We start from the raw sequence: 22995 nt of genomic DNA on the forward strand, positions 1-22995 counted from the left end.
TTGAATTATGATTACTGTTCAGACATTCACTTTTAATCCTTATCAGGAAAATACTTATCTACTCATTAATGATAACAAAGATTGTATCATTATAGATCCCGGTATGCATAACCACAATGAGGAGGAGGTATTAAAGAACTTCATAGCACAAAATCACCTCACACCCGTATTACTGCTGAATACACATTGCCATATAGATCATGTATTGGGTAACAGATTTGTATTTGAACAATGGGGCTTAAAGCCTAATTTTCATGAAGGAGAAATCCCCGTATTGGTTGCAGTAGAAAATTATGCTCCACAGATGGGAATTCGTTATGAAACCTCCCCTATACCGGATACATTTATTGAAGAAGGAGATACTATCAAATTTGGAAACGATAAGCTTATAGCAATATATGCACCAGGGCACTCTCCTGCACACCTTTGTTACTATAGTGAAGCAGATCAGCTATTGATTGGTGGGGATGTATTATTCCTTAATAGTATAGGTCGCACAGACCTACCAGGAGGTAATCACCAATTATTGCTGGATAATATCAAAACAAAGATATATACTTTACCCGATACTACTGTTGTATATCCAGGTCACGGAAGCACTACAACTATAGGTTATGAAAAGAAGTATAACCAATTCATACGTGCATGAAAGGGCTAAGAATTCCATTTCTATTTGCTTATAGATATCTTTTTTCTAAGAAATCGGTAAATGCCATCAACATCATATCGTTTATAAGCTTTATTGGCGTACTAGTTAGTTCTGCGGCCTTGGTTATTGTACTATCATTTTATAATGGTATGGAACAATTTATACTATCTATGTATAGTAATTTTACACCAGACCTACGCATTGAGCCTACAGAAGGGAAGACATTTGATGCCAAAACAATAGTATTTGAAAATCTAAAAAATAACCCGGAGGTAAAGAATTATTCAGAATCATTAGAGGATAAAATTCTTTTACAATATGACAACAAGCAATTTGTAGGTCAATTAAAGGGAATTGAAGAAGAAAGTTTTACTAAGCTAAATGAAGATGACATCCTCCAAAATGGTATATTCTCTATCATGGAAGATAGTGTCCCTCGTGCCTTAATAGGGGCGCAAATACAAGCAAATCTACAAATTCCGATCAGCAATTTTTTCAATACAATAGAGTTATATTTCCCACGTAAGGGTATTTCTTTAAATAACATTAATCCATTAGATGATTTCAACATTCGAAATATAGGCGTCAATGGAATATTAACGTATCAACCAGAATTTGACAATCTGGTACTAGTTCCAATGGAATTTGCACGTGAGATATTAGGTGAAGATCAGAAAATATCTGCTATTGAAATATACTTGAAGGACAAAAAATCGACCACTGATATTCAGAATAATTTAGAAAAAGAGCTAAAAGATCAATTTAAAGTTAAAAATAGAGAGCAACAAAATCCAACACTCTATAAAACTATAAAATCTGAAAAATGGATTGTGTTTTTCATCCTAACCTTCATAGGGATAATCGCAATATTCAATATTATTGGATCATTAACGATGCTCGTGATAGATAAAAAAGATGACATGAAGGTGTTACAACATCTAGGTGCCGAACGCAGCACTATCGAGCGTATCTTCTTTATAGAAGGGCTTATGATTGCTTTGTTAGGTAGTATAGTTGGTATTGTGATTGGTTATATATTTTGCAAACTCCAAGAGCAATTTGGCTTTATACGAACAGGTGAAGGAGCTGGCTCGTTAATAGATATATACCCCGTTGACATTCGTCTATTAGACTTTATTTTAGTATTTGGGACCGTATTTATACTATCATCACTAGTTGCTTATTTTTCATCCAAACTAAGTGTAAAAGGGATAGGTAAAATAACAGATCTTAAAAGTGCTGAATAAAAATAACAATTATTAATACTTTAATTTCTCTCGGCTATAATCACCACGTTTTATTTGATTGATGAATTCTGCCCAAGCAAATGGATTAAGTAAAGGGTTATTATAGCGTTGATTAATATTCTTATTGTTCATGATATTATGACGCTGCTTAGAATTAAAGCTTTGAATCTCTTCAGCACTTCTAGGCACAACCCTTGCCATTGCAGCCATCGCTTGCGGGCTAAGATTTTTTCGGGCATTAGCGACAGGGTCAATGCCTGACGACATAGCCATAAATTCAGACAAATAATCTTCATAACTAGCCCATGGAAATGGAGTCACCGCAGGCAGTTCAATCACTAAACTACGCATACTAATATGTGCTGTATATTTATCATCGGGTACATTAGGAATTACAAATGTCACGGGATCATAACCTACGCTAGAGAATTTAATGGTATCTCCAACATGTGCCACAAAAGAGAAATAACCATCGTTATTAGACATAAATACCTGATCCTTGAAAGATATATTTTTTATGGAAGCATATGCCACAGGTAATTCTGACCCCGGGGAAGTAATAATTCCACTAAACTGTACAATATTCCGTTGCTGGGCATACAATGAATTATACCCACCCACAAAAAGTGCTAATAAAAAAACAGAGATATGTATTAGGAATCTTGGCATATTAACAAAAATAAAGAAATGATTGAAATAGCCTTGTTAAATACTGTTAATAAACAGCTAACAATGATGTTATGATTTACAGGGTAGTCCAGATTACTCTACAACGGTTAAATTAACAGCTTCTACAGCGACAATTTCTGGTACTGCTTTTTTGATAGCCTGCTCTAGTCCTGCCTTAAATGTCATAATGCTCATTGAACAACTAGCACAAGCACCTAACAGCTTTAGACGTACCACATTATCGGCTGTTATTTCTTCAACACGCACATTTCCACCATCTTTCTCTAGGTAAGGACGCATTGTGTCCAACGCTTGTTCAACTTTTTCTAGTAAAGTCATCTGTTTATTAAATATTAAATAAGTGTAAATATAGCGTTTTTTTAGCGTAGTTCGATTATCAATCGAAATTTTATAGCACTCCGATGACACGAATGACATATATGGTTAAAGTTTGTTAAACCGTTAGTACCCGTAATATTAATCCATTAAATTCAAGTAAATTGCGTATCAAATTTTAATTGAATATTATTTTTAATTGATGTATCTTTGTAAAATGTTTTTAAATAGACGTATTAGCTCAACATTCATCCTGCTACTTTTCACTTTATTTTTCACTGGCTGTAAGAGCAAGTTTGAGAAATTGAGAAATAGTAACAATATCGCTATGAAATATCAAGAAGCGGTTAAACTTTATGAAAAAGGAAAGTATTCTAAAGCACTTGTGCTATTTGATGACCTATCGAGTAAATACAGAGGTCAAGCACAAGCAGAAGATCTTTTCTATTTGATTGCTAATGCAAACTATAAAATGCGCGATTATACATCGGCACGTTTTCATTTTAAGAACTTTGCGAGTACCTATCCAAGTAGTCCACGTGCTGAGGAATGTAGATTCATGGCAGCCTATTGCTATTATATAGAGTCTCCACGATCATCATTAGATCAAGAAAACACACGTAAGGCAATAGATGAGTTACAAATTTTTGTCAACTATTATCCGGAATCAGAGAAAGCAAAAGAAGCCGCTGTATTAATTCAAGACTTACGTGACAAATTAGAGAAAAAAGCATTTGATAATGCTAAATTATACTACAACATGGGATCACCAGATGATTACCGTGCTGCCGTAATTGCTTTTGACAATGTATTGAAGCAATATCCAGATACTAAATATGCAGAAGATATTGAGTATTTAATGGTCAAAGCTCAATATGAATACGCAAATCATAGCTCACCCTATAAACAAGAATCACGTTTTAATGATGCTATTGATTTTTATGATATCTTTGTAAATCATTTCCCAGAGAGTAAGTACCTATCGGAACTAAACAACCTGAAGGCAGATGCAGACAAAAAGATTTTATTTGCTATTCGTCGTATGAACGAAATGAACAAGCAAATAGAAGAACGCAATAAAGAATTAGGTATCAGCCCAGCTGAGGCTAAAATAGAAGAAGGTAAAAATTAGAATATTTACATTAATTTAAATAAATATGAGTCACGCAAAAAGCAATGCTGTCCCAACCTCTACAGTAACAAGAGATTTAAGAGAATTGGACGTAGCAACAGATAATCTTTATGAATCCATCGTTATTATCAGTAAACGTGCAAACCAAATTGGTGTAGAGATCAAAGAAGAATTAAATTCTAAATTAGCAGAATTTGCGAGTAGCAATGATAATTTAGAAGAAGTGTTTGAAAACCGTGAACAAATCGAGATTTCAAAACACTACGAACGTCTTCCAAAAGCAACATTAATTGCTATAGACGAATTTTTGAACGACAAAGTTTACTTTAGAAACCCTTCTAAAGAACAAGAATAAGCTATATACAGCATGTCTTTAAAAGACAAAAATATTGTGCTAGGTGTATGCGGTAGTATTGCCGCATACAAAATAGCTTCTTTAATTCGATTATTAATTAAAGAAGGCGCTTCTGTACAAGTTATAATGACGCGTGAAGCTACGCAGTTTATTACCCCACTTACACTTTCTACATTATCCAAGAACCCTGTTTTAGTAGATTATTATGATCCAAAAACAGGAGAATGGAACAACCATGTTCATTTGGGTCTACACGCAGACCTGATGCTTGTAGCACCATTGTCAGCCAATACCCTTGGCAAATTCGCTAATGGTCTATGTGACAATTTATTGTCTGCGGTATATCTATCAGCAAAATGCCCCGTTTATGTAGCACCAGCTATGGATTTGGATATGTGGATACACCCATCTACAACGCGTAATATAGCACTTCTGGAATCCTATGGCAATAAGATTATCCCTCCAGGTAAAGGCGAGCTTGCGAGTGGACTGAATGGTGAAGGTAGATTGGCGGAGCCCGAAGATATCATCAGCTACCTCCAAACTGACTTAGCAAGTAACCTTCCTTTGCAAGGCAAGAAAGCCTTGATTACCGCAGGACCTACCTACGAGGCAATAGATCCCGTACGTTTTATTGGCAATCACTCTTCAGGTAAGATGGGTTATGCGATAGCCAATCAACTGCTGCGCCTCGGAGCGGAAGTGACACTGGTAAGTGGCCCTACATCATTACAGGCCAATAGCTCAATTCGCACTATTCGTATACAATCTGCACAACAGATGTATGATGCATGTGCGCAGGAATTTGCTATAAGTGATATAATTGTGATGAGTGCAGCAGTAGCAGACTATACCGTACAAAATCCTGCTGATCAAAAAATAAAAAAGAAAGCAGAAGATTTTTCAATAGCATTAAAGAAAACAGTAGATATCTTAGGCACTTTGGGGCAACAGAAGACCTCCAAACAAACACTTGTAGGATTTGCTTTAGAAACCAATAATGAGTTGGAACATGCGCAGGACAAGCTGAAGAGAAAAAATGCAGATTTTATCGTCTTAAATTCGATGCAAGATAAAGGTGCAGGATTTGGAACAGACACCAACAAAGTAACGATACTTTCGCGCGATGGCAAAACCATTAATTATGCGCTAAAAACAAAAGATGAAGTCGCCTTAGATATCAGCAACCTCATCATCGAACATCAAAAGTCTTTATAGATTTACGATCCTAAGTTCTTTCGGATAATAGTTATTTATGCGATTTGGCATAGCTTTAATCCATCCCAAATTGATATTCTTATAGCGCATCAATACCCATCCCTTTAGGTTATCTGTATTTAAATCTGCATTGATTGTTTCTTTACGTAAAAAATTTAATGCTCCTTCAAGATCCAAATCTATACCTTGAATATCAGCCCTTATCAAAGTGCTCAATGCTAGGTCATGACTAGGGATCAGATCCTTGCCGGCAAGCTTTCCTAACTGTGTACCTGCATTTTTGAGGTACAATACATTCTGTAGAGCTGTTAAATCTTGTTCATAGGCTTTGGGAAAGACATGAAGATTATCATTATGTGCAAATGTATACAATCCCTGATCATCAATCCATTGCTTAGCTATCTGCTGAGGAGCAGTACTTTTTTCAAATTTCACTCTTTTCATCGAAAAAGTAGCTTGCTCTGCTTTCTTTTTAAGAACAGCACAGAAAAAACCTTCACCAGCTACGCGATGCGGATAAAAACGATATCCAGTAGCCTTATGCTTCATGGATTCGGAAACATCTATCCCCCATCGCTCATCAACAGGTATATTTACCGTTTCAAAGCCAAATTGATCAATAATCCAATCTACCATTTCTTCATTTTCTGCTCTGGAGTAAGAACATGTCGAATAGAACAAATAGCCGTCAGTCTTTAAAGAAGGTAATGCTGCTGCCAAAATCCGTTGCTGACGTTCACTACATAATTTAACATTTGCTAAAGACCATTCGTCGATAGCATCATGATCTTTGTGAAACATCCCTGAGCCAGAACAAGGAGCATCAATGACTAGAAAATCAAAATAACCAGGCAAACGCTCAAAAGAAGAAGGATCATTGTTTGTTACAACCGTATTGGGGTGCCCCCACTTCATCAGATTGTCTTGAAGCACAGTGACCCTAGTTTTAATAATTTCGTTGGCAACAACAAGGCTATCTTCATGCAGAGCAGAATTTATCAATGTAGATTTTCCACCAGGAGCAGCACATAAGTCTAAAGCCTTTAGCGGATGCCTATCAAGCTGAAGCTGACGAATGGCATGATCCAAAAACATAGAACTTGCTTCTTGGGAATAGTAACAGCCCGCATGGAATAAAGGATCTAATGTAAAAATTGGTCTTTGTTTCAAATAATACCCTTCATTGCACCAAGGAATAGCTTTGTCGATAACAAATGCATCTATAGCTATTTTTTTACGATTGTTGAGACGTATAGAAGACGTTTTTTCCTCTTCGTCATGTACAGCAATGAAAGCCTGATAATTAAAGTGAGGATCATCTTTAAGATGATTTATTAAATCATTTGGGAGTTTGTTACTCATAATCAAAAGTAAAAACTCATATTCAAAAGTAAAAGCTAAAAATACAAAAACAAATAAATAGCTTTGTCGATATAATACAAAGTCAATAAATTTGGCTATACTTATTGCTCAGCTTTGGCTGTCAATATGATCAACACATGCACATATGAAAGTTTTTAAGAAATATTTTATCATTCCAGCTACACCCGAGGAGATCTATAGAGCATTGACTACGGAAGTCACTATCCGCCTATGGACTGGAGATCTTGTCGAAATAGATCCCCAAGAAGGAGGAGAATTTTCCCTTTGGGATGGCGCTATTACAGGACGTTTTATAGAGATGGTTCCTTTTGAAAAAATTGTCCAAGAGTGGTACTTTGGAGAACAAGATCAACAGTCTATTGTTACCATCAAACTACATGAGCATAAAAAAGGTACTTCTTTTGAAGTCAACCACATTAATATCCCCGATGAAGCATATGAAGAAATCGTATCCGGATGGGAAGACGAGTATGTAGCTAGCTTGATAGACTTCTATGAGGACGAAGAGTAAACAGAACAAAAAGGCTGTCTAAAAAGCTTTTTTAAAAAAAACAGAACCCCGACATTACAAAATGTCGGGGTTTTATGTTTTGAAATTAAAATTTTATAATATAGGAAGCCTCAAAACAAGTCATGAAAATGCAATTTAAAGCTTTACCATCCAATAGACCGAGTCTATTTCCTGAAGATATTTCTGCTAAAATACCTGCATACCATCCTGTTCGTTTGATTAATCAGGTTGTTGATAATCTTGATTTAGAGCCAATAATAAAACTATATAAAGGAGGAGCAACTACACGTTATCATACTAGAATGCTTATCAAAGTATTGTTCTATGCCTATCTAAAGAATATTTATTCTTGTCGTAAGATAGAAAAAGAGCTTACAGAAAATATACACTTCATGTGGTTATCAGGCCACAGCAGCATCGTACCGTACCATTAATTACTTTCGTGGCAAACGTCTTAAGGGTATTATTCAAGGACTTTTTGCAGATATTGTTCGCTTACTCCATGAATTGAACTATCTCAGTTTGGAGGTTCAGTATATTGGTGCCAGCAAGATTGAGCCTGCTGCTGGGCGCTGTACCTTTGTCTGGAAAAAATCTAACGAAAAGGATAAGGCTAAACTAGAAGCTAACATCGCTTCCGTACTTGCTGATATAGATGCACAAATCAAACATGATAAGTCCGAACTAGGTCCAGAAGAAGTTCCTAAGGCTATAGATATTACGGAGCTGAGAAAAAAAATAGAGCAAATAAATACACGGCTGTAACATAAACTGTGTCAGCAGAATAATTTGATAAGATTATCTATATTTAATTATTCATACGATATGGTCATGAAAGAAAAGATGCCATTCGACTTTGAACAGTTCAAGAAAGCAGCAATGCTGGGTCTTAATGACGGAAAGAGTTTATCTTTCAATGTCAGCGATTTTGTGCCCTAAATGAAGGATGGAATTAGTACCATTGGGTGGAGATATATTTAAAAGAAAAGAGTAAGTATAAGCAGAAGAAAATAAAAAAGTTAGAAGAAGATTATTTACCTAGATAAAAGTGGGAGCTTTTTTCGGGCAAAAGAAAAGCAACAAATGCAATGCTACATCATAATTAAAAATATTCGGAAAAAATATACTAGACAAAGCAGGTGACCTTTTGGGTCACCTGCTTTGTCTAGTATTAATAATTAAAATCTAAGTATTATAAAATTTCAAAAACATTGATTTCGGCAAGATGTGTACTCGGTACAGATCCCATCGGTGCTGTTATATTTATTCTAATATATCGTGTATTCGTAGTATCAAAATTATAGCGTTGGAAAGCTGCAGGCGAATCTGCTGAGTTAAAATTCAAATCCTTTTTAAGAATAGTCCAATTCACATTATCTGTAGAATGCTCCACCGTAAACGTCTTGAATCCACCTGTCGTATTGTTGTGTCTACGGATCATCTCGAATCCAGAGAAGGCGCGCACCTTACCTAAGTCCAATATAATCCAATGCGGGTAAGCAGGATTTGTAGCCAAGCTCCATGCTGTATGCCAATAAGAATTGATATTGCCATCGATCAATGAAGCAGCAACACCATTACCTGCACCTTCACCAAGCTCAATAGAAGACACTTCAGCGGACAATTCCGTATTCGGGATCTTCACAATATCAAACGATATAAAGTCCTTGGTAAACACTTTGCTTTGACCACCGATAGCATCTGTCACGTAATACGATAATGTATGTGCGCCACGTGACAAGCCCTGTATCTCAACATCGAGTTCCATGGTCGGATTAGGGACAACTAATTCGGTATACGAGGCTGCATTATCAATTTTATAATATAGTGTCGTCACCGCACGGGTTGTATTATTGACACGTAGGTATCCCGTATTTAAGGCCCAATCGAAGATTATATTCTCCGATACCGTCGTAGCAGCATAAGGCAAAGGTTTTACCTTATAGGTATATTTTTGAGAGGGTAAATTATTAAGCCCAATAGCCCATTAGAATTTTAGTCACAGTATAATCGTTTTTTTGTATTCTTTAAAATACTAAATTTCAGGGACAAAAACGGAGGAACCCCACCATTTATTAATGATGGGGTTCCTTTATTAAAAAACTTTTTTATACCGTTTATTTATGATAATGCCCTAAGTTAAGATCCTGGCTTCTTCGTTGCTCTTAGGTGCATTTCTACTAAATAAGTGCCCGGAAGATTAAATTTCAAACCAAAACGTAATTGCAATATATACGGTCGTGGATCAGTTTTATAAGAAACCTCATACGGTGGGTTCCATACATCTACATAATCTGCTGATTCAATATATTCATCATAAATTCTATAATAACACAAAATATTATTTACTTGAGAATCCCAATATACATCTGGGAAGCGTGCTTGCGCATAATCGTGAATTACAGCATCGTCTGTAACCGTGGTTTTATATGCAAATGTCGACATCGTATTTAAGAAACCATTGCCATCAGGCCTGCGTTGTAAAGCTTTACCGGGGAATACATTTCCGTGTTTATCATACACTTTCAATATTACCTGATTAGGGCCACTTGCATCCCTTGTTATTTTAAATCGAGCAGTTCCACTTTCCTGATTATTAATATCAAACCAATCTACATCGTGGGCATATCTTACATTAGAGCCATCTTCTGGCTTTACTAATGTATAATATGGAGCATTTACATGTTCGAAATGTAAAGGATCTTTTATTTGTAATGTTGTAATACCTTTGTATTCTTTCTTTCCTCTAGAATTCTCTACTACAATATCTAATAAATAATCACCAGTCGGAATATTTTCAGATGCTTGTGTAAACATCAATTGACCGCTTTTTTCGATGATTTGAAAAGGCAAAGATTTTTGTTTTTCACGCTTGGCATCTATAAGGGCTAAAGTAGTATCAGTCCTAGGGTCGTATCTTTCTTTCCAAACAGTAATTTCTGATTCTTGGAAAAAAGCTTCCTCACGCAACCCCGTTTCTTTATTACGAACATCCAAAATACTAATCTTAAAAGGTGGCGTTGAATTGTCAGGAATAACACCCGTAACAATCTTAAAAACTCCCTTTTCTACTGTAATTGGATTTGATCCATAACGGATATTATCACTCAAATAGCCAACATCAACCTTGCTACAGCCTGCTAAAGTCAAGGCGCCAACAAACAAAATACTAAATGTTTTTATTAATATATTTTTCATCCGATGTATTAATTAATATTTAATTTCAATGATCTAACCCATGTATGACTATTATTAATCACATGCAACACTCCAGTATTCGTAAGAATACCCGTAGTCTGACATTGAGCCTTTACATCCAAAAGATTTGCTGTTCCTGTAGGGTCTTTTAATTGTCCTGCTGACAACACATCACGTTCACCAATAACCCTATTGTAATACATAAATTTAGGTCGCTCAGGAATTAAACCACCAGCGTTATAATCATCATTAGCATGTTCTTCTAATGTAATTAAAAAACTATATCCAGCTAATGCACTACTAAATGTCTTACCTGTTGCATCTAAATTTTCTCTCTTAATTTCTTCACGAAATAAATAAACTGACATAGAGTCTCTCAACATTTGAGGTGTAAATTCCTTGAATAAAGAATCTAATGTATAATTTTTACGCTCATCAACTTTACGAATTAAGCTTTGACGAAGTGTGATATAAGCATTGATACTGTAATCTGTAGGTGCAAAAAAAGTTTTTTGAGTATTAACTAAATCAACCATCTGTCCCTTATCAATAATCATAATTAACGTATCGAACAAACCACGAGGGTGCGACTTTAAATATTCATAAGTAGTCATATTCACCTTTGGATTGCTCACACCTCCATCAATAATCGTATCCTTAGTACATGCCGAGAAAATCACTAAAGACAGACAAGTAGCAAAACAAAATTTTATAATATTTTTCATTTCTTTTTAAATTAATGTTAGTATTTACCCATCCAATATGGAGTTTGAGAAAGTAGTCTATTTGAATTTAGATTTACATTTTCGATTGGGAAATAGTATCCCTTTTGAGCGAATCTATCTACTCCACCATCACCCAAAGAGAGATTCCAAGAGATTAAGTCAGATGGATTGAATTGAAACTCTTGAATATTTGATTTCTTCCAAATATTACGAACAATATCAAAATAATTATGCCCCTCACCAATTAATTCGCGCTGTCTTTCTTTCAGAATTTCAGTATAATAGGCTCTATTATTCAAATTTGTAGCTATTGGATCTAGCCCTGCTCTTTCACGAATAATATTCAACGCTTCACGAGATTCATTTATTCGATCCAGTTGGTAAAGAGCTTCTGATTTTAACAAAATCATATCAGCTAGTCTAAAAATGACAATATTACTTTCAGCACGCAAATCGCCCAAACTCGCAGCATTCTTGAACAAGAAATTCGTGTACTTCGTTAATTGAAATCTATCAGTAATAGCTTGATTATCAATAGCAACTGGCCCGTCATCAAATTTTAAGAAAAAATCATCTCTTCTAGCATCAGTTTGACTATATAATTTATCAAGACGTGACTTATCAATGTAATAGTTCGGTACTGTAAACGGAAATCCAGGAAAGCTAATAGAACTGCTGGTGCTAAAACTTACGGATGTGGTGAAAATATTATCTGTATGAGCAGCCGACTCATTCTCGGAGTCCTTTTGTGTAATTACAAAAATATTCTCTCTAGCATCATTGTTAGAAAATACATCAGAAACCTCTCCTTTGTTTAATAAAGAAAAAGTACTGGCCTGATTGATAATTGAATCCGTATATATTAAGGTTTTTGCATAATCATTTTGAAATGCAGATACATGTGCAAGTAAGGCTAATGCTGCTCCTTTATTTGCTTTTCTACGAGCAGATTTATTTACAGACTCCCATGTCATTAATGCTGATGCTTTTTGTGCATCCGCAATTATGATTTCTAAAATTTCTGTACTAGATGTAGCTCCTTTCAACTCCACATCATCACCACTTTCTGTAGCTTTAAGTTGCAAAGGGACGTCACCCCATACACGAGTAAGGTAAAAATATGCTAAACCACGCATAAAATATGCTTGACCAATTAAATTATCTTTTTGGCCTTCAGCAAAATTAGCATCAGGAATATTAGGTGTCTTCTCAAGAATTAGATTCGATAAATCAATTATACGATACCAATTTGTCCAATTAATAGTTCCCGCTTCTCTATAATAAGGTACTAACCATCCTTTTGTAAAAATATCTGAGTGCAGCGTACCATCGTTCGTCACAAAATTACCTATTGGTGTATCTCCCCATACAAAGAATGCTTGATTATTATTCAATGATCTACGAAATAAACCGTATGTACCATTTATTGCAGACTCTACATCAGATTGATTTTTCCAGAATGCATCACTATAAGTGTCATTTTTTAATACGTTATCTAATTGCTTTTCACAAGACACAAATAAAGTCGTTCCTGATAATAAAGCTATAAAGAGAATTAACTTCGATATATTTATTATTTTCATGTTATCTTATTTTTAAAAATCGAATTGAAGACCTAATGTTATTTTTCTTGGCAACGGATAACCATCCGCCATATCATAACCTTGACCATCTACACGCTCCGCATCGATACCCGAGAATGACTGAAACATCATAACATTATCTATTGTAGCATATAATCTTAATGAGTTTAATTTTGCCCTTTGCATCCAGCTATGTTTATCAGGATTAAAACGATAAGTCAAGTTTACATTTTTGATACGCACATACCATCCTGGTTCCATAAACATAGATTGCCCCGTTCTCCAAGTATATAAACCTAAGTATGGATTGAATGCTGGATAATCTGCTTGATCACCATCTTGCTTCCAATAATTATATTGCTCTAAATCACCCATTGATCTTCTTGCCATATCAAAGGGACTACCATAGAAGAAACTATTTGACATACGCTGAGCAAAAGATTGATTCATAATATCGCGACCAAATGTGAAAGTCGTTAATACTTGTAGAGAGAAATCTTTATAAGTAAATAAATTGTTAAAACCACCTACTACTTTAGGATTTGAGTCACCAAAGAAAGTACGGTCATCAGCGCCTATTCCATCCGAAATAGTATAATCTCCATTTACATCGACCCAATTTGCATAGCCTGGTTTCAAAGTACCCCATTTTGTACTACCAACAGCACCTGTATAAGGGTTGACGATAATATCCTCTGAAGAGCTAATCGCACCATCTACTAAAAAACCATAATACATATTAAGCGGTTTACCCACTACATATACAGCTCTATCACCATAATAAATGTCACGATTCCCATTAGGTAATTCAGTAACCATATTTTTATTGAATGCCATATTAATAGAAGGAGTCCACTGAAATGCTTTTTCTTGATCAAAAATACGACCACCGATATTTAACTCTAAGCCTGAATTTCTAACAGAGGCAGCATTCGTAAATGTACTAGTATAACCCGTGTACTCAGGGATTGTGATACTTAACATTTGACCTGATGTTTCACGAGAATACACATCGATATTGAAAAATAATCTATTTCTGAAAAAGCTACCATCAACACCTAGGTTCCATGTTTCAGTTTGTTGCCAAGTAATATCATCATTTGTAATACCTGCATAATTAGGAATAATTGCAGTCTGCCCACCGTATGAATTAACGGTTCCTGATCCTGCATAAGAACCATCCCCTGGAATATAAGCGTTATAACGGTCAAAATCTGTAATACTTGACTCATCACCTGTACGTCCCCAGCTTGCTCTCAGTTTCAACTCGTTCATCCAATCAAACCCATCCGTAAATGATTCATTTGAAATGATCCAACCAGCAGCTACTGAAGGAAAATTACCCCACTTATGATTTTTACCAAAGCGTGATGAGGCATCTTTTCTCCATACAGCATCAAATAAATAACGACTATCATAGTCATAATGTACAGCTCCCAAATAAGATAATTTAGCATAGCTAGATAAATCTGTATAACCCTCAATTCCTGCCGAACCTACACCTTTAATTACTTGAATATTATCATTAGGAATACCTATGCCTAATAAATACATACCTGTATTCGTACGTGTCTCATACTCTTGAACAAAATTAGCTGTAAAATTATGAACATCATTAAAGGATTTAGTCCATAATAAATTATTAGTCATCAAGTATTTTCTATATTTCGTATGAGTAGACTTACCTGCTGCTAACTTATCAGAGTTCATATAAGAAGGGGAAAAAAAATCATTCTTAGCTGTTGAATAATTAATAATACTTCTCGTGCTTAACCTAAAGTCATTCAAAAATGAATATCTCAATTCACCAACCCCAGTCAAATCTACATTGATGTTATCGTTTCGTTGGTGTTCATAAGGATTCAAAATACCATCTATAGTTTCATCAGAAAGCTGGTACAAGGATGAGTACATGTTTATAGGGTTTACGCCATATACATTTCTATATGATCCTGCACGCAAAAACTCAGTCGTACCCCTACCTTCTTTACGATCCATCGTAGACACCTTGAAATTTGTCAGCAACTCTAATGATTTTGAAAAGTTGAAGTTTACATTACTCGTAAAAGAATAACGTTTAAATCCTGTATTTTTAACAATCCCTTTCTCATCATAATACCCTCCCGAGATACGGTAATTAATATGCTCTGTTCCACCTGCCACTGATAAATCATAATTTTGAAGGTGTCCATTACGGAAAAATAAATCTTGATAATCTGTATTACCATTGAAGGCAGGATTTAGACTATCTGTAAGCATGATGGGCAAATTACCTTGCTGCGCATACGTACCATAACGGTAAAGTAAACCAAGTTTTTGATCACGTTCAGCTCTACCGACCAATGTGTTTAGTTTCTCAGGCTTCACAATAAAACCTTGATAAGTATTTATACTTATTCTTGGCTTACCTACTTTACCACGTTTCGTTTTTATTATGATAACACCATTGTTCGCTCTAGAGCCATACTGTGCTGCAGAAGATGCATCTTTCAGAACATCCACTGATTCTATATCATTAGGGTTCAAGCTTGACAAAAAATTTGTCCCCGTTACATTGAAAGCTCTAATTTCATCATCAGAAATTGGAACACCATCAATTACATAGAGGGGATTACTAGTCAAATTCTCTGTATCAAACTGACTACCTGATCTAGGGATATTCGAATTACCACGAATCACCAATGATGTCTTCACCCCTGGCATACCTGTAAAATTTTGTACATTTACGCCGGGAAGCTTGCCTTGTAACAACACATCAATACTTGCTGCAGGAAGATTTTCAATATCTTTAGACGATATACTTGCTATAGCTCCAGTATTCTTGGCTCTATTTATCGTTGTGTACCCCGTAACAATAGTTTCATCTAATACGTTCTCTAAAGGAACCATCAAAACATTGATTACAGTCTTTTTATCAACAGATACTTGCTTTTGTTGATATCCTACTATACTAAAAATCAACACATCATTATCATTAACAGTTACACTAAATGAGCCATCTGAATTTGTTGAAGAAATGACTTTACTATTATTCTGTGATCTGATAGAAACTCCAGCTAGAGGTCCATCACTATCAGAAACTTTACCTTTAACTACATGCTGAGTAAAGGCGGGTAAACTAAAAAAAAGAATAAAAAATAAAGTAAAAAGAAAATCCTTAGGTATACTAAGGTAGAATTTTGGGTTCATAAATTAGGGTTTAGTTTTAATTTTTACTTGTCTAAAGTAACATCACATAAAATTATTATAGAAGTAATACGAATTTACCGATATTTCACGCTTACCAGACTTACCGCCATATGTCGTGATCAAGATAGCACCATTTGAAGCCAAGGTCCCCAAAGTAGCTAATTGAACAGGATCCTTTACGATTTCAATACTCTGTATTGCACTGACATCTACAAAATTAAGAAAGTCCGTCTCGGGACCAATTCTGTTGAAATCATAACTTTGAATATTGTAGGCAAAGCTATGTGTTGTACTCATTGGAACAGCATTTACATAGACTGTTGGTCTAACATTATTCAATGCAGCATTATCAAAAATTGGCAAATTGGCTCCTCTAATTTTAACATTCTGATATGCTCCAGGTTCAGCGCTAGGTTTTTGAACATATACACCTGCTACCTGTGATTGAATAATACTAGCTAGATTTGTAAATGTTTGTAGTTGTGCCTGTTTTACATTGACAGTATCAATACTATTAGAAGTAGATCTAAAACCAGCAAATTTATCTAGCGCCTCTTTAGACAACTGTTCTTCAGTAGTATCAATTTTAGATTTCCAATTTTTTGAAAGTTTCAAACTTTCAATATCAATGGTTTTTGCAGTTGTAATACTTGCCACTACTGCGGTCATTAATACACAAAAATTCCTTAACATAGGTAAGCTTTTAGGTGTTATTTATTGGTAGTATTTTCTTATTAAGTTTGACTTAATAAACAATGATAAATAATCAGCTTGTTAATAAAAAAGGAATTTTACATTTTATTTTAACAATTTCTTAACGAAACCGATTGCGTATTTTACGCAATCGGTTTCGTTAAGAAGGGAATAATTATTAGAGCACCCCTTCTGTAACAAAAAAGTAAAACAAAACCTTATGGCGATAGGATAAATAGCTTATAATAGACATAAAAAAAAGCTGGTTCAATCAAATTGGAATGAATAAGACTAACAATTAGCCCTCCAAACAGTTAAAAACCTATCAATCAAAAGACAAAAGGTCCATAAAAAGCGTTATGACGCAAATAAAATGGCAGTAATAATAGGAAGTATTTAAATCATTAGATCATCAGCACCAATAATACCTATAATAGCAAATTGGTATAGTGCTATCTAGTGATAAAAACGTCGAAAATAGGCTATTTTAGGTAAAATCACACACTTTTTGACATCCAACATGAATATTAATTATATTATTAAGATAATTTTTTCTCGTTAGGAGACGATATCAAATGATAATCTGCTTAGGCAAAATAATATTTAAAGGCTGAATACAAATGTAGCACAACCTATCCCGTACAACAAATAAACTGATATTAGAAAAATCAGATCTTAACCCTAATTATAGGCTGGTAGAGTTTCAAAGTTATACACTTGCAATGTATAAACTAAGAGTGCAAATAAAAGGGAGCTTGTAAGAAGCTCCCTTTTGTTACCCAAATAATGCACTAAATACATTTTCTAAGGTTGCCATCGGGCGAATAGCGATGTTATATTTCTTGGCATCTAAGCCCTTAGTATTGTATTTTGAAATAAAGATCCCATCGAAGCCCAATTTCTCGGCCTCCGAGATACGTTGTTCTATCCTATTGACCGCTCTAATCTCGCCAGATAAGCCGACCTCACCAGCGAAAGCGATATTGCTCGGTAACGGTATATCTTGTTGCGATGAAATAATCGCCGCAATAACAGCAAGGTCAATGGCGGGATCTTCTACACGAAGACCACCGGCAATATTTAAAAATACATCTTGTGCCGAAAGTCTAAAGCCAAAACGCTTCTCTAAAACAGCTAGTAACATATTGAGACGCTTGGTATCAAAACCGGTAGAGCTACGCTGTGGCGTACCAAAGGCGGAATTGGACACCAATGCTTGCACTTCAATCATCAAAGGACGTACCCCTTCTAACATACCTGCTATAGCCACACCACTGGTGGGTACATCGCGTTGCGATATCATGATCTCCGAGGGATTTGATACCTCCCTCAATCCAGAGCCCTGCATCTCATATATACCCAATTCAGAAGAAGAGCCAAACCTATTTTTTACAGCACGCAGAATACGATATACATGGTGTCTATCCCCTTCAAACTGCAAAACCGTATCCACCATATGTTCCAACACTTTAGGCCCTGCTATCGACCCGTCTTTAGTGATATGACCGACGATAAAAACGGGTGTATTTGTTTCCTTAGCATAACGCAGTAATTCAGCTGTACATTCACGCACTTGGGATACGGACCCCGGTGCAGATTCAATCTGCGATGAATGTAGTGTTTGAATTGAATCTATAACCACCACATTGGGCTCAATGGATTCCAATTGTTTAAATATATTCTGTGTAGAAGTCTCCGTTAGGATATAACAATTTGCTGTTGAATGCTGTGACAAACGCTCTGCTCTCATCTTTATCTGCTGCTCACTCTCTTCACCAGAGATATACAACACCTTGATGTTTGGAATTGAAAGTGCCAATTGTAACATAAGCGTAGATTTACCAATACCAGGTTCACCACCTATCAACACCAAAGAACCGGGTACGATCCCTCCTCCCAAGACACGATTAAATTCATTGTCTGGAGTCGTAATACGTTGTTCTTCAGAATATACTATTTCATGGATAATGGCGGCTTTATTCGTTCTTTTTTGTACGCCAGAGGCAGTCGTTGTACTACGCCATTCCGGCACACGAGAAGAGGCCTTCTCGACAACTTCTTCGACGAAAGAATTCCATTGTTTACAGGAAGGACATTGTCCCAACCATTTGGGCGATTCGTAGCCACACGATTGACAAAAGTGTGCTGATTTTGATTTAGCCATATAGCGAAATTATAAAAAAAAGAGCGGTAACCTAAAAATTAAAAATAACCTGTAACAATAAGTACGTAAATTCGACATATAAGTCAATATATGAATCCACAAGCTGAGCTATACTTTGTCAACCTACTGGAGGAGAATCAAAATATCCTCCATAAAATTTGCCGCCTCTATACCACAGATATCGATGCACATAAAGACCTATTTCAGGAAATGGTCATTCAGTTGTGGAAAGCGTATCCGAGCTTCAAAGGAGATTCAAAATTTACAACATGGGCATATCGTGTTGCCTTGAATACTGCAATATCACTTTATCGTGTAAAAAAGAGAAAAATTACTACCGTAGAATGGGATAACTCCCTTCAAAATATTCGATACGAAGAATATGATGACCAACAAGAGCAACAACTCAGCTCCCTATATAGCGCAGTACGCCAATTAAATGATATCGAAAAGGCGCTAGTATATATGTATTTAGAAGATAAAGATTATGCTGAAATATCGGAAACATTGGGTATTAGCGAAGTTAATGCACGTGTAAAGATGAACCGCATCAAGACAAAATTGAAAACAATGATTAATCAGGAGGGATAGTACAATGGAAGAACTAGATTTATTAAAGACACACTGGAAAAAGGCAGACCACTTCCCTAAAATAAATAAAGATGAAATAAGAAGAATGCTCCATAAGAACTCTTCTTCTATCTTGCGCTGGATACTATTCATCTGTTTGGCAGAGTTTATCGTAGGCTTATCCTTAAAGGGATATTACCTCATCTATGAAACAGAAAAGATGAAAAACTATGATATAGTTCTGGAAGTACTAGGTACCCTAGCGACAGCATATTTCCTTATTGTATTCTATAAAGAATATAATAAAATAAAAACGTATACCGATACCAAGTCTCTAATGAAGAGCATACTAAAAGCTCGATCTTGGGTAAAGATGTACATCGCTATCACCATGGGTATCATTATCGTTCAATGGACATTTGGCATCCTAGACGAGTCTGTATTTCATTCGTTTAAAGAAGGCTTTACAGATGGTGCAGGCGCAGAACATACAGCCGCCGTATCAAATGCAGCTATGGTAACGATCATGCTTACTACATTTACCATAATAGGCATACTTCTACTCTTATATTACAGATTTGTCTATGTACGTCTGATACAGAAACTGAAGAAAAACTATGACGAACTCGTTAGCTTAGAAAGTTGAAAAAGATCTTGAGCAACTGAAGGATGCTAGATCTTTAAGAAAGAAAATGACGCTAATAGTGACCGTAACAATGGATTGATGAATGCGTAAAATAAGGCTTCAAAAATAGGCTTATCACAGGATAAATAAAATAGTAGATATAGCCTATTTAATTCGTAATTAAGTAGATATCGTTTCACACTCTACTAATTAACAAACTATTGAACCTTATTATCCCTCATTATCTTTTAAAATACGTAGAAAGTTCAATCCCATTATTTTACTGATATCCTTTTTGGAATAACCGCGTTCCAACAGCGCTTTAGTAAGGACAGGGAATTTAGAAACATCCTCCAGGCCTACAGGGGCAGATTCTATACCGTCATAATCTGAGCCAATTGCGACATGGTCGATACCTACCTTTTCCACTAAGTAGTCGATATGCTCCAATAATCGCTCGATAGGTGCATCTGCTTTAGCCTGATTTTCCGGAGTCAATTTATTATATTTAGCTGTAGAGCCCATTTTTTCGGAAGGTGCTACGCCCAATTGCACTGTATATAGCGTATTTAAACGTGAGTTGTAGGTAGAATCCAAAAATGCAGAATAGAAATTTACACCTACTACACCTTTATTCTTCTTGAGTGCTTTAAGTTGTTTATCATCTAGATTTCTGGAATGTGGTGTCAAAGCTGCCGCGTTACTATGTGATACCAAAACAGGCTTTTTACTCACTTTCATCACGTCATAAAATGTCTTTTTACTGGCGTGCGATAGATCAACCATCATCCCCAATTGATTCATCTTACGAATAATCTCCACCCCATGTTTGGACAATCCCTGTTGTTCATTTTCCGGTTTACTATCTTCAACAGCAGCCGCTGTAACCCAAGGCAAATTGTAATTCCATGTTAATGTAAGGTAACGCGCACCACGATTGTACAAATATTCTAAATTATCAACACTTTCTTCAATCATATTGCCACCTTCAATTCCGATTACTGCAGCAATCTTGCCTGCTGCTTGGATACGTTGTATATCAGCATATGACTTTGCAATTTGGATCTTATCGGTATTTCGATTTACAACAGCCTCCAGCGCATCAATCTGATCATTAGCATGCTTGAAGGCACCAATTTTCCATCTTTTATCATCAGACCACACGGCAAACACCTGTACATCAACACCTCCTTCTATCAAACGAGGAATATCTGTGTGCCCTACTTTCAATAGATATCCAATATCATGGCCATCCAATATTGAAGAAATAATAACATCATTATGTCCATCGACAACGATCATATCCTTATGGATTTGCTTATAATCTTGTGCCCACAAACTTGTCGACAAAGATGTAGCAATAGTTAATGCTGCAATATATTTAATCATTATTTAACTTGATTTATGGTTTGATAAATAACATCCTGAATGCGGCTACGGATATTCAGATTCAACAACTTCGTAGATACCTGCGGATGTACGCGGTTTGACAAAAATATATAAACAAGCTGGTTTTGTGGATCCACCCAAATACAAGTACCTGTATATCCTGTATGCCCATAAACCGTTTTATTCGCCAACTTAGAAGGATAACCACTTGCTGATGAAGGATCATAACGATCAAAACCAAGGCCTCTACGACTGACTTTGGACTGACTAGACGTAAACAAATCAATGGTTTCAGGTTTGAAATACTGAACACCAGCATATTCTCCTCTGTTCAACAACATTTGTCCATAAATAGCTAAATCCTTTGCTGTCGCAAACAAGCCAGCGTGCCCTGCTACGCCACCTGCCATGGCTGCACCTTGATCATGCACATATCCTTCCAATAACACTTTTCTAAAAGAGGTATCATTTTCTGTTGGCACAATTCTATTTTTTGCAAAACGATTTCTAGGATTATAACCCGCGGTATGCATTCCAATAGGCTTATAAAAAGTATCCGTTACATATTGGTCCATAGGAACATTTGTGATCTGCTCTGCTACCTCCTTCATCACATACATACTGATATCCGAATACACGTACTTACCGGGAGTCTTCAAAGTAGATTTCATCATCTGTGGCCACATCACATCCTTATAATAATTGTTTTTCAAGAATGCATCATCAGCCAGCTTTACTTGATGTGTCTCTGCATAAGACTTTTGTAAATCTCCTTTCTTTAAATCATTATAAAAAGGAATAAATGGTGTAAAACCTGCTTCATGCAATAATACTGAACGCAAGGTAATCGTATCTTTATCCGTGTTGCGAACCTCAGGTAAATATTTCCCCATGGTATCATCCAAATCTAGCATACCCTTATCGTAAAGATTCATGATCACTGGAGTAGTACCAGCAATTTTGCTAATGGAAGCTAAATCAAAAATATCACTTGTCTTTGTACGTACTTTCTTAGCATAGGTGTGATAACCATACGCTTTATCAAAAATAACCTTACCATCTTTTATTGCCATCACCACCATTCCAGGTGTTGCTTTTTCGCGTATAGCTTCCTGCGCTATCGCATCAATTTCTTTAGTCATTTTCTTCAGATTATAGACCGAAGAAGATGAATTATCAAAATTTATTGTAGACGAATTAGCTGGCTTGCGCTGCGCATACACAGTTCCACTTGCGTGTAAAGCAGCAATTAATAGTAGAACGGATAGTCGATTTAGTGTATTCATTATGTATAGGTTTCTAGAGTAAATGTACTAATAAAACGCATGAAACCGCAAAACAACAGCATAGACTTTGTAA

Annotated in this window: 22 protein-coding genes; 10 read left to right on the plus strand and 12 right to left on the minus strand. The window is 35.7% G+C overall.

Features of this window, described 5'->3' with window-relative positions; genetic code table 11:
- The first annotated feature begins 7 nt into the window (after positions 1–7).
- Positions 8–649, plus strand: coding sequence for an MBL fold metallo-hydrolase (locus tag IP023_RS09040; RefSeq protein WP_241789948.1), 642 nt, complete (start codon positions 8–10; stop codon positions 647–649).
- Positions 646–1896 (plus strand): FtsX-like permease family protein, encoded by a 1251-nt coding sequence (locus IP023_RS09045; RefSeq protein WP_241789949.1) that lies wholly within the window; start codon positions 646–648, stop codon positions 1894–1896. The genes IP023_RS09040 and IP023_RS09045 overlap by 4 nt, the downstream gene beginning before the upstream one ends.
- 12 nt (positions 1897–1908) lie before the next feature.
- Here the strand turns inward: IP023_RS09045 and IP023_RS09050 are convergent, their stop codons facing one another.
- Both IP023_RS09050 and IP023_RS09055 read right to left on the minus strand, forming a co-directional pair.
- On the minus strand, positions 1909–2565 hold the full coding sequence (locus tag IP023_RS09050) for a peptidase associated/transthyretin-like domain-containing protein (protein WP_241789950.1): 657 nt from the start codon (positions 2563–2565) through the stop codon (positions 1909–1911).
- A gap of 93 nt (positions 2566–2658) precedes the next feature.
- The gene (locus tag IP023_RS09055) at positions 2659–2904 is read right to left on the minus strand and encodes a NifU family protein (RefSeq protein ID WP_241789951.1); all 246 of its coding nucleotides are present in this window, start codon (positions 2902–2904) and stop codon (positions 2659–2661) included.
- Between the two features lie 214 nt (positions 2905–3118).
- Between IP023_RS09055 and IP023_RS09060 the strand changes: the two genes are divergently transcribed.
- Genes IP023_RS09060 through coaBC form a run of 3 tightly spaced genes read left to right on the plus strand, consistent with a single transcriptional unit; the run spans position 3119 to position 5606 of the window.
- Positions 3119–4033 carry an outer membrane protein assembly factor BamD gene (locus IP023_RS09060; protein WP_241789952.1) on the plus strand — a complete coding sequence of 305 codons (915 nt, stop codon included), beginning with the start codon at positions 3119–3121 and terminating at the stop codon, positions 4031–4033.
- A 25-nt stretch (positions 4034–4058) separates the two neighbouring features.
- Positions 4059–4388, plus strand: a complete 330-nt coding sequence (locus IP023_RS09065; RefSeq protein ID WP_241789953.1) for a DNA-directed RNA polymerase subunit omega — start codon at positions 4059–4061, stop codon at positions 4386–4388.
- Positions 4389–4400: 12 nt separating this feature from the next.
- The gene (coaBC, locus tag IP023_RS09070; RefSeq protein WP_241789954.1) at positions 4401–5606 is read left to right on the plus strand and encodes a bifunctional phosphopantothenoylcysteine decarboxylase/phosphopantothenate--cysteine ligase CoaBC; all 1206 of its coding nucleotides are present in this window, start codon (positions 4401–4403) and stop codon (positions 5604–5606) included.
- Here the strand turns inward: coaBC and IP023_RS09075 are convergent.
- Positions 5601–6968, minus strand: coding sequence for a methyltransferase RsmF C-terminal domain-like protein (locus IP023_RS09075; protein ID WP_241789955.1), 1368 nt, complete (start codon positions 6966–6968; stop codon positions 5601–5603). The genes coaBC and IP023_RS09075 overlap by 6 nt on opposite strands.
- 145 nt (positions 6969–7113) lie before the next feature.
- Here IP023_RS09075 and IP023_RS09080 point away from each other — a divergent pair, with 145 nt between their 5' ends.
- From IP023_RS09080 to IP023_RS09090, 3 genes are all read left to right on the plus strand, one after another.
- Positions 7114–7500 carry an SRPBCC domain-containing protein gene (locus tag IP023_RS09080; RefSeq protein WP_241789956.1) on the plus strand — a complete coding sequence of 129 codons (387 nt, stop codon included), beginning with the start codon at positions 7114–7116 and terminating at the stop codon, positions 7498–7500.
- A 122-nt stretch (positions 7501–7622) separates the two neighbouring features.
- Complete coding sequence (locus tag IP023_RS09085) at positions 7623–7934, plus strand: transposase (protein WP_241789957.1); 312 nt, start codon at positions 7623–7625, stop codon at positions 7932–7934.
- Positions 7935–8022: 88 nt separating this feature from the next.
- Positions 8023–8265 carry a hypothetical protein gene (locus tag IP023_RS09090; protein WP_241789958.1) on the plus strand — a complete coding sequence of 81 codons (243 nt, stop codon included), beginning with the start codon at positions 8023–8025 and terminating at the stop codon, positions 8263–8265.
- A gap of 427 nt (positions 8266–8692) precedes the next feature.
- On the opposite strand, the gene IP023_RS09095 is transcribed toward IP023_RS09090, so the two are convergent.
- From IP023_RS09095 to radA, 7 genes are all read right to left on the minus strand, one after another.
- Positions 8693–9430: a discoidin domain-containing protein gene (locus tag IP023_RS09095; protein WP_241789959.1), complete on the minus strand. Its 738-nt coding sequence runs from the start codon at positions 9428–9430 to the stop codon at positions 8693–8695.
- A 209-nt stretch (positions 9431–9639) separates the two neighbouring features.
- Positions 9640–10698, minus strand: coding sequence for a DUF5007 domain-containing protein (locus tag IP023_RS09100; RefSeq protein ID WP_241789960.1), 1059 nt, complete (start codon positions 10696–10698; stop codon positions 9640–9642).
- A gap of 8 nt (positions 10699–10706) precedes the next feature.
- Complete coding sequence (locus tag IP023_RS09105; RefSeq protein ID WP_241789961.1) at positions 10707–11423, minus strand: hypothetical protein; 717 nt, start codon at positions 11421–11423, stop codon at positions 10707–10709.
- 17 nt (positions 11424–11440) lie between these two features.
- Positions 11441–13006, minus strand: a complete 1566-nt coding sequence (locus IP023_RS09110) for a RagB/SusD family nutrient uptake outer membrane protein (RefSeq protein ID WP_241789962.1) — start codon at positions 13004–13006, stop codon at positions 11441–11443.
- A 12-nt stretch (positions 13007–13018) separates the two neighbouring features.
- Positions 13019–16195, minus strand: a complete 3177-nt coding sequence (locus IP023_RS09115) for a SusC/RagA family TonB-linked outer membrane protein (protein WP_241789963.1) — start codon at positions 16193–16195, stop codon at positions 13019–13021.
- Between the two features lie 42 nt (positions 16196–16237).
- Positions 16238–16888 (minus strand): TonB-dependent receptor plug domain-containing protein, encoded by a 651-nt coding sequence (locus tag IP023_RS09120; protein ID WP_241789964.1) that lies wholly within the window; start codon positions 16886–16888, stop codon positions 16238–16240.
- A gap of 775 nt (positions 16889–17663) precedes the next feature.
- Positions 17664–19052 (minus strand): DNA repair protein RadA, encoded by a 1389-nt coding sequence (gene radA / locus IP023_RS09125; RefSeq protein WP_241789965.1) that lies wholly within the window; start codon positions 19050–19052, stop codon positions 17664–17666.
- A gap of 90 nt (positions 19053–19142) precedes the next feature.
- On the opposite strand from radA, the gene IP023_RS09130 reads away from it, so the two are divergent.
- Both IP023_RS09130 and IP023_RS09135 read left to right on the plus strand, forming a co-directional pair.
- Complete coding sequence (locus IP023_RS09130) at positions 19143–19643, plus strand: RNA polymerase sigma factor (protein WP_241789966.1); 501 nt, start codon at positions 19143–19145, stop codon at positions 19641–19643.
- A gap of 4 nt (positions 19644–19647) precedes the next feature.
- A complete protein-coding gene (locus IP023_RS09135; RefSeq protein ID WP_241789967.1) occupies positions 19648–20268 on the plus strand; it encodes a hypothetical protein in 621 nt (206 codons plus the stop codon).
- A gap of 210 nt (positions 20269–20478) precedes the next feature.
- Here the strand turns inward: IP023_RS09135 and IP023_RS09140 are convergent, their stop codons facing one another.
- Positions 20479–21636, minus strand: coding sequence for a dipeptidase (locus IP023_RS09140; RefSeq protein WP_241789968.1), 1158 nt, complete (start codon positions 21634–21636; stop codon positions 20479–20481).
- On the minus strand, positions 21636–22922 hold the full coding sequence (locus tag IP023_RS09145) for a serine hydrolase domain-containing protein (protein WP_241789969.1): 1287 nt from the start codon (positions 22920–22922) through the stop codon (positions 21636–21638). Before IP023_RS09145 ends, IP023_RS09140 begins: the two co-directional genes overlap by 1 nt.
- Between the last annotated feature and the right edge of the window lie 73 nt (positions 22923–22995).

Origin of the sequence: Sphingobacterium rhinopitheci, assembly GCF_022627575.1 — a bacterium.
Classification (GTDB): Bacteria; Bacteroidota; Bacteroidia; order Sphingobacteriales; family Sphingobacteriaceae; genus Sphingobacterium; species Sphingobacterium rhinopitheci.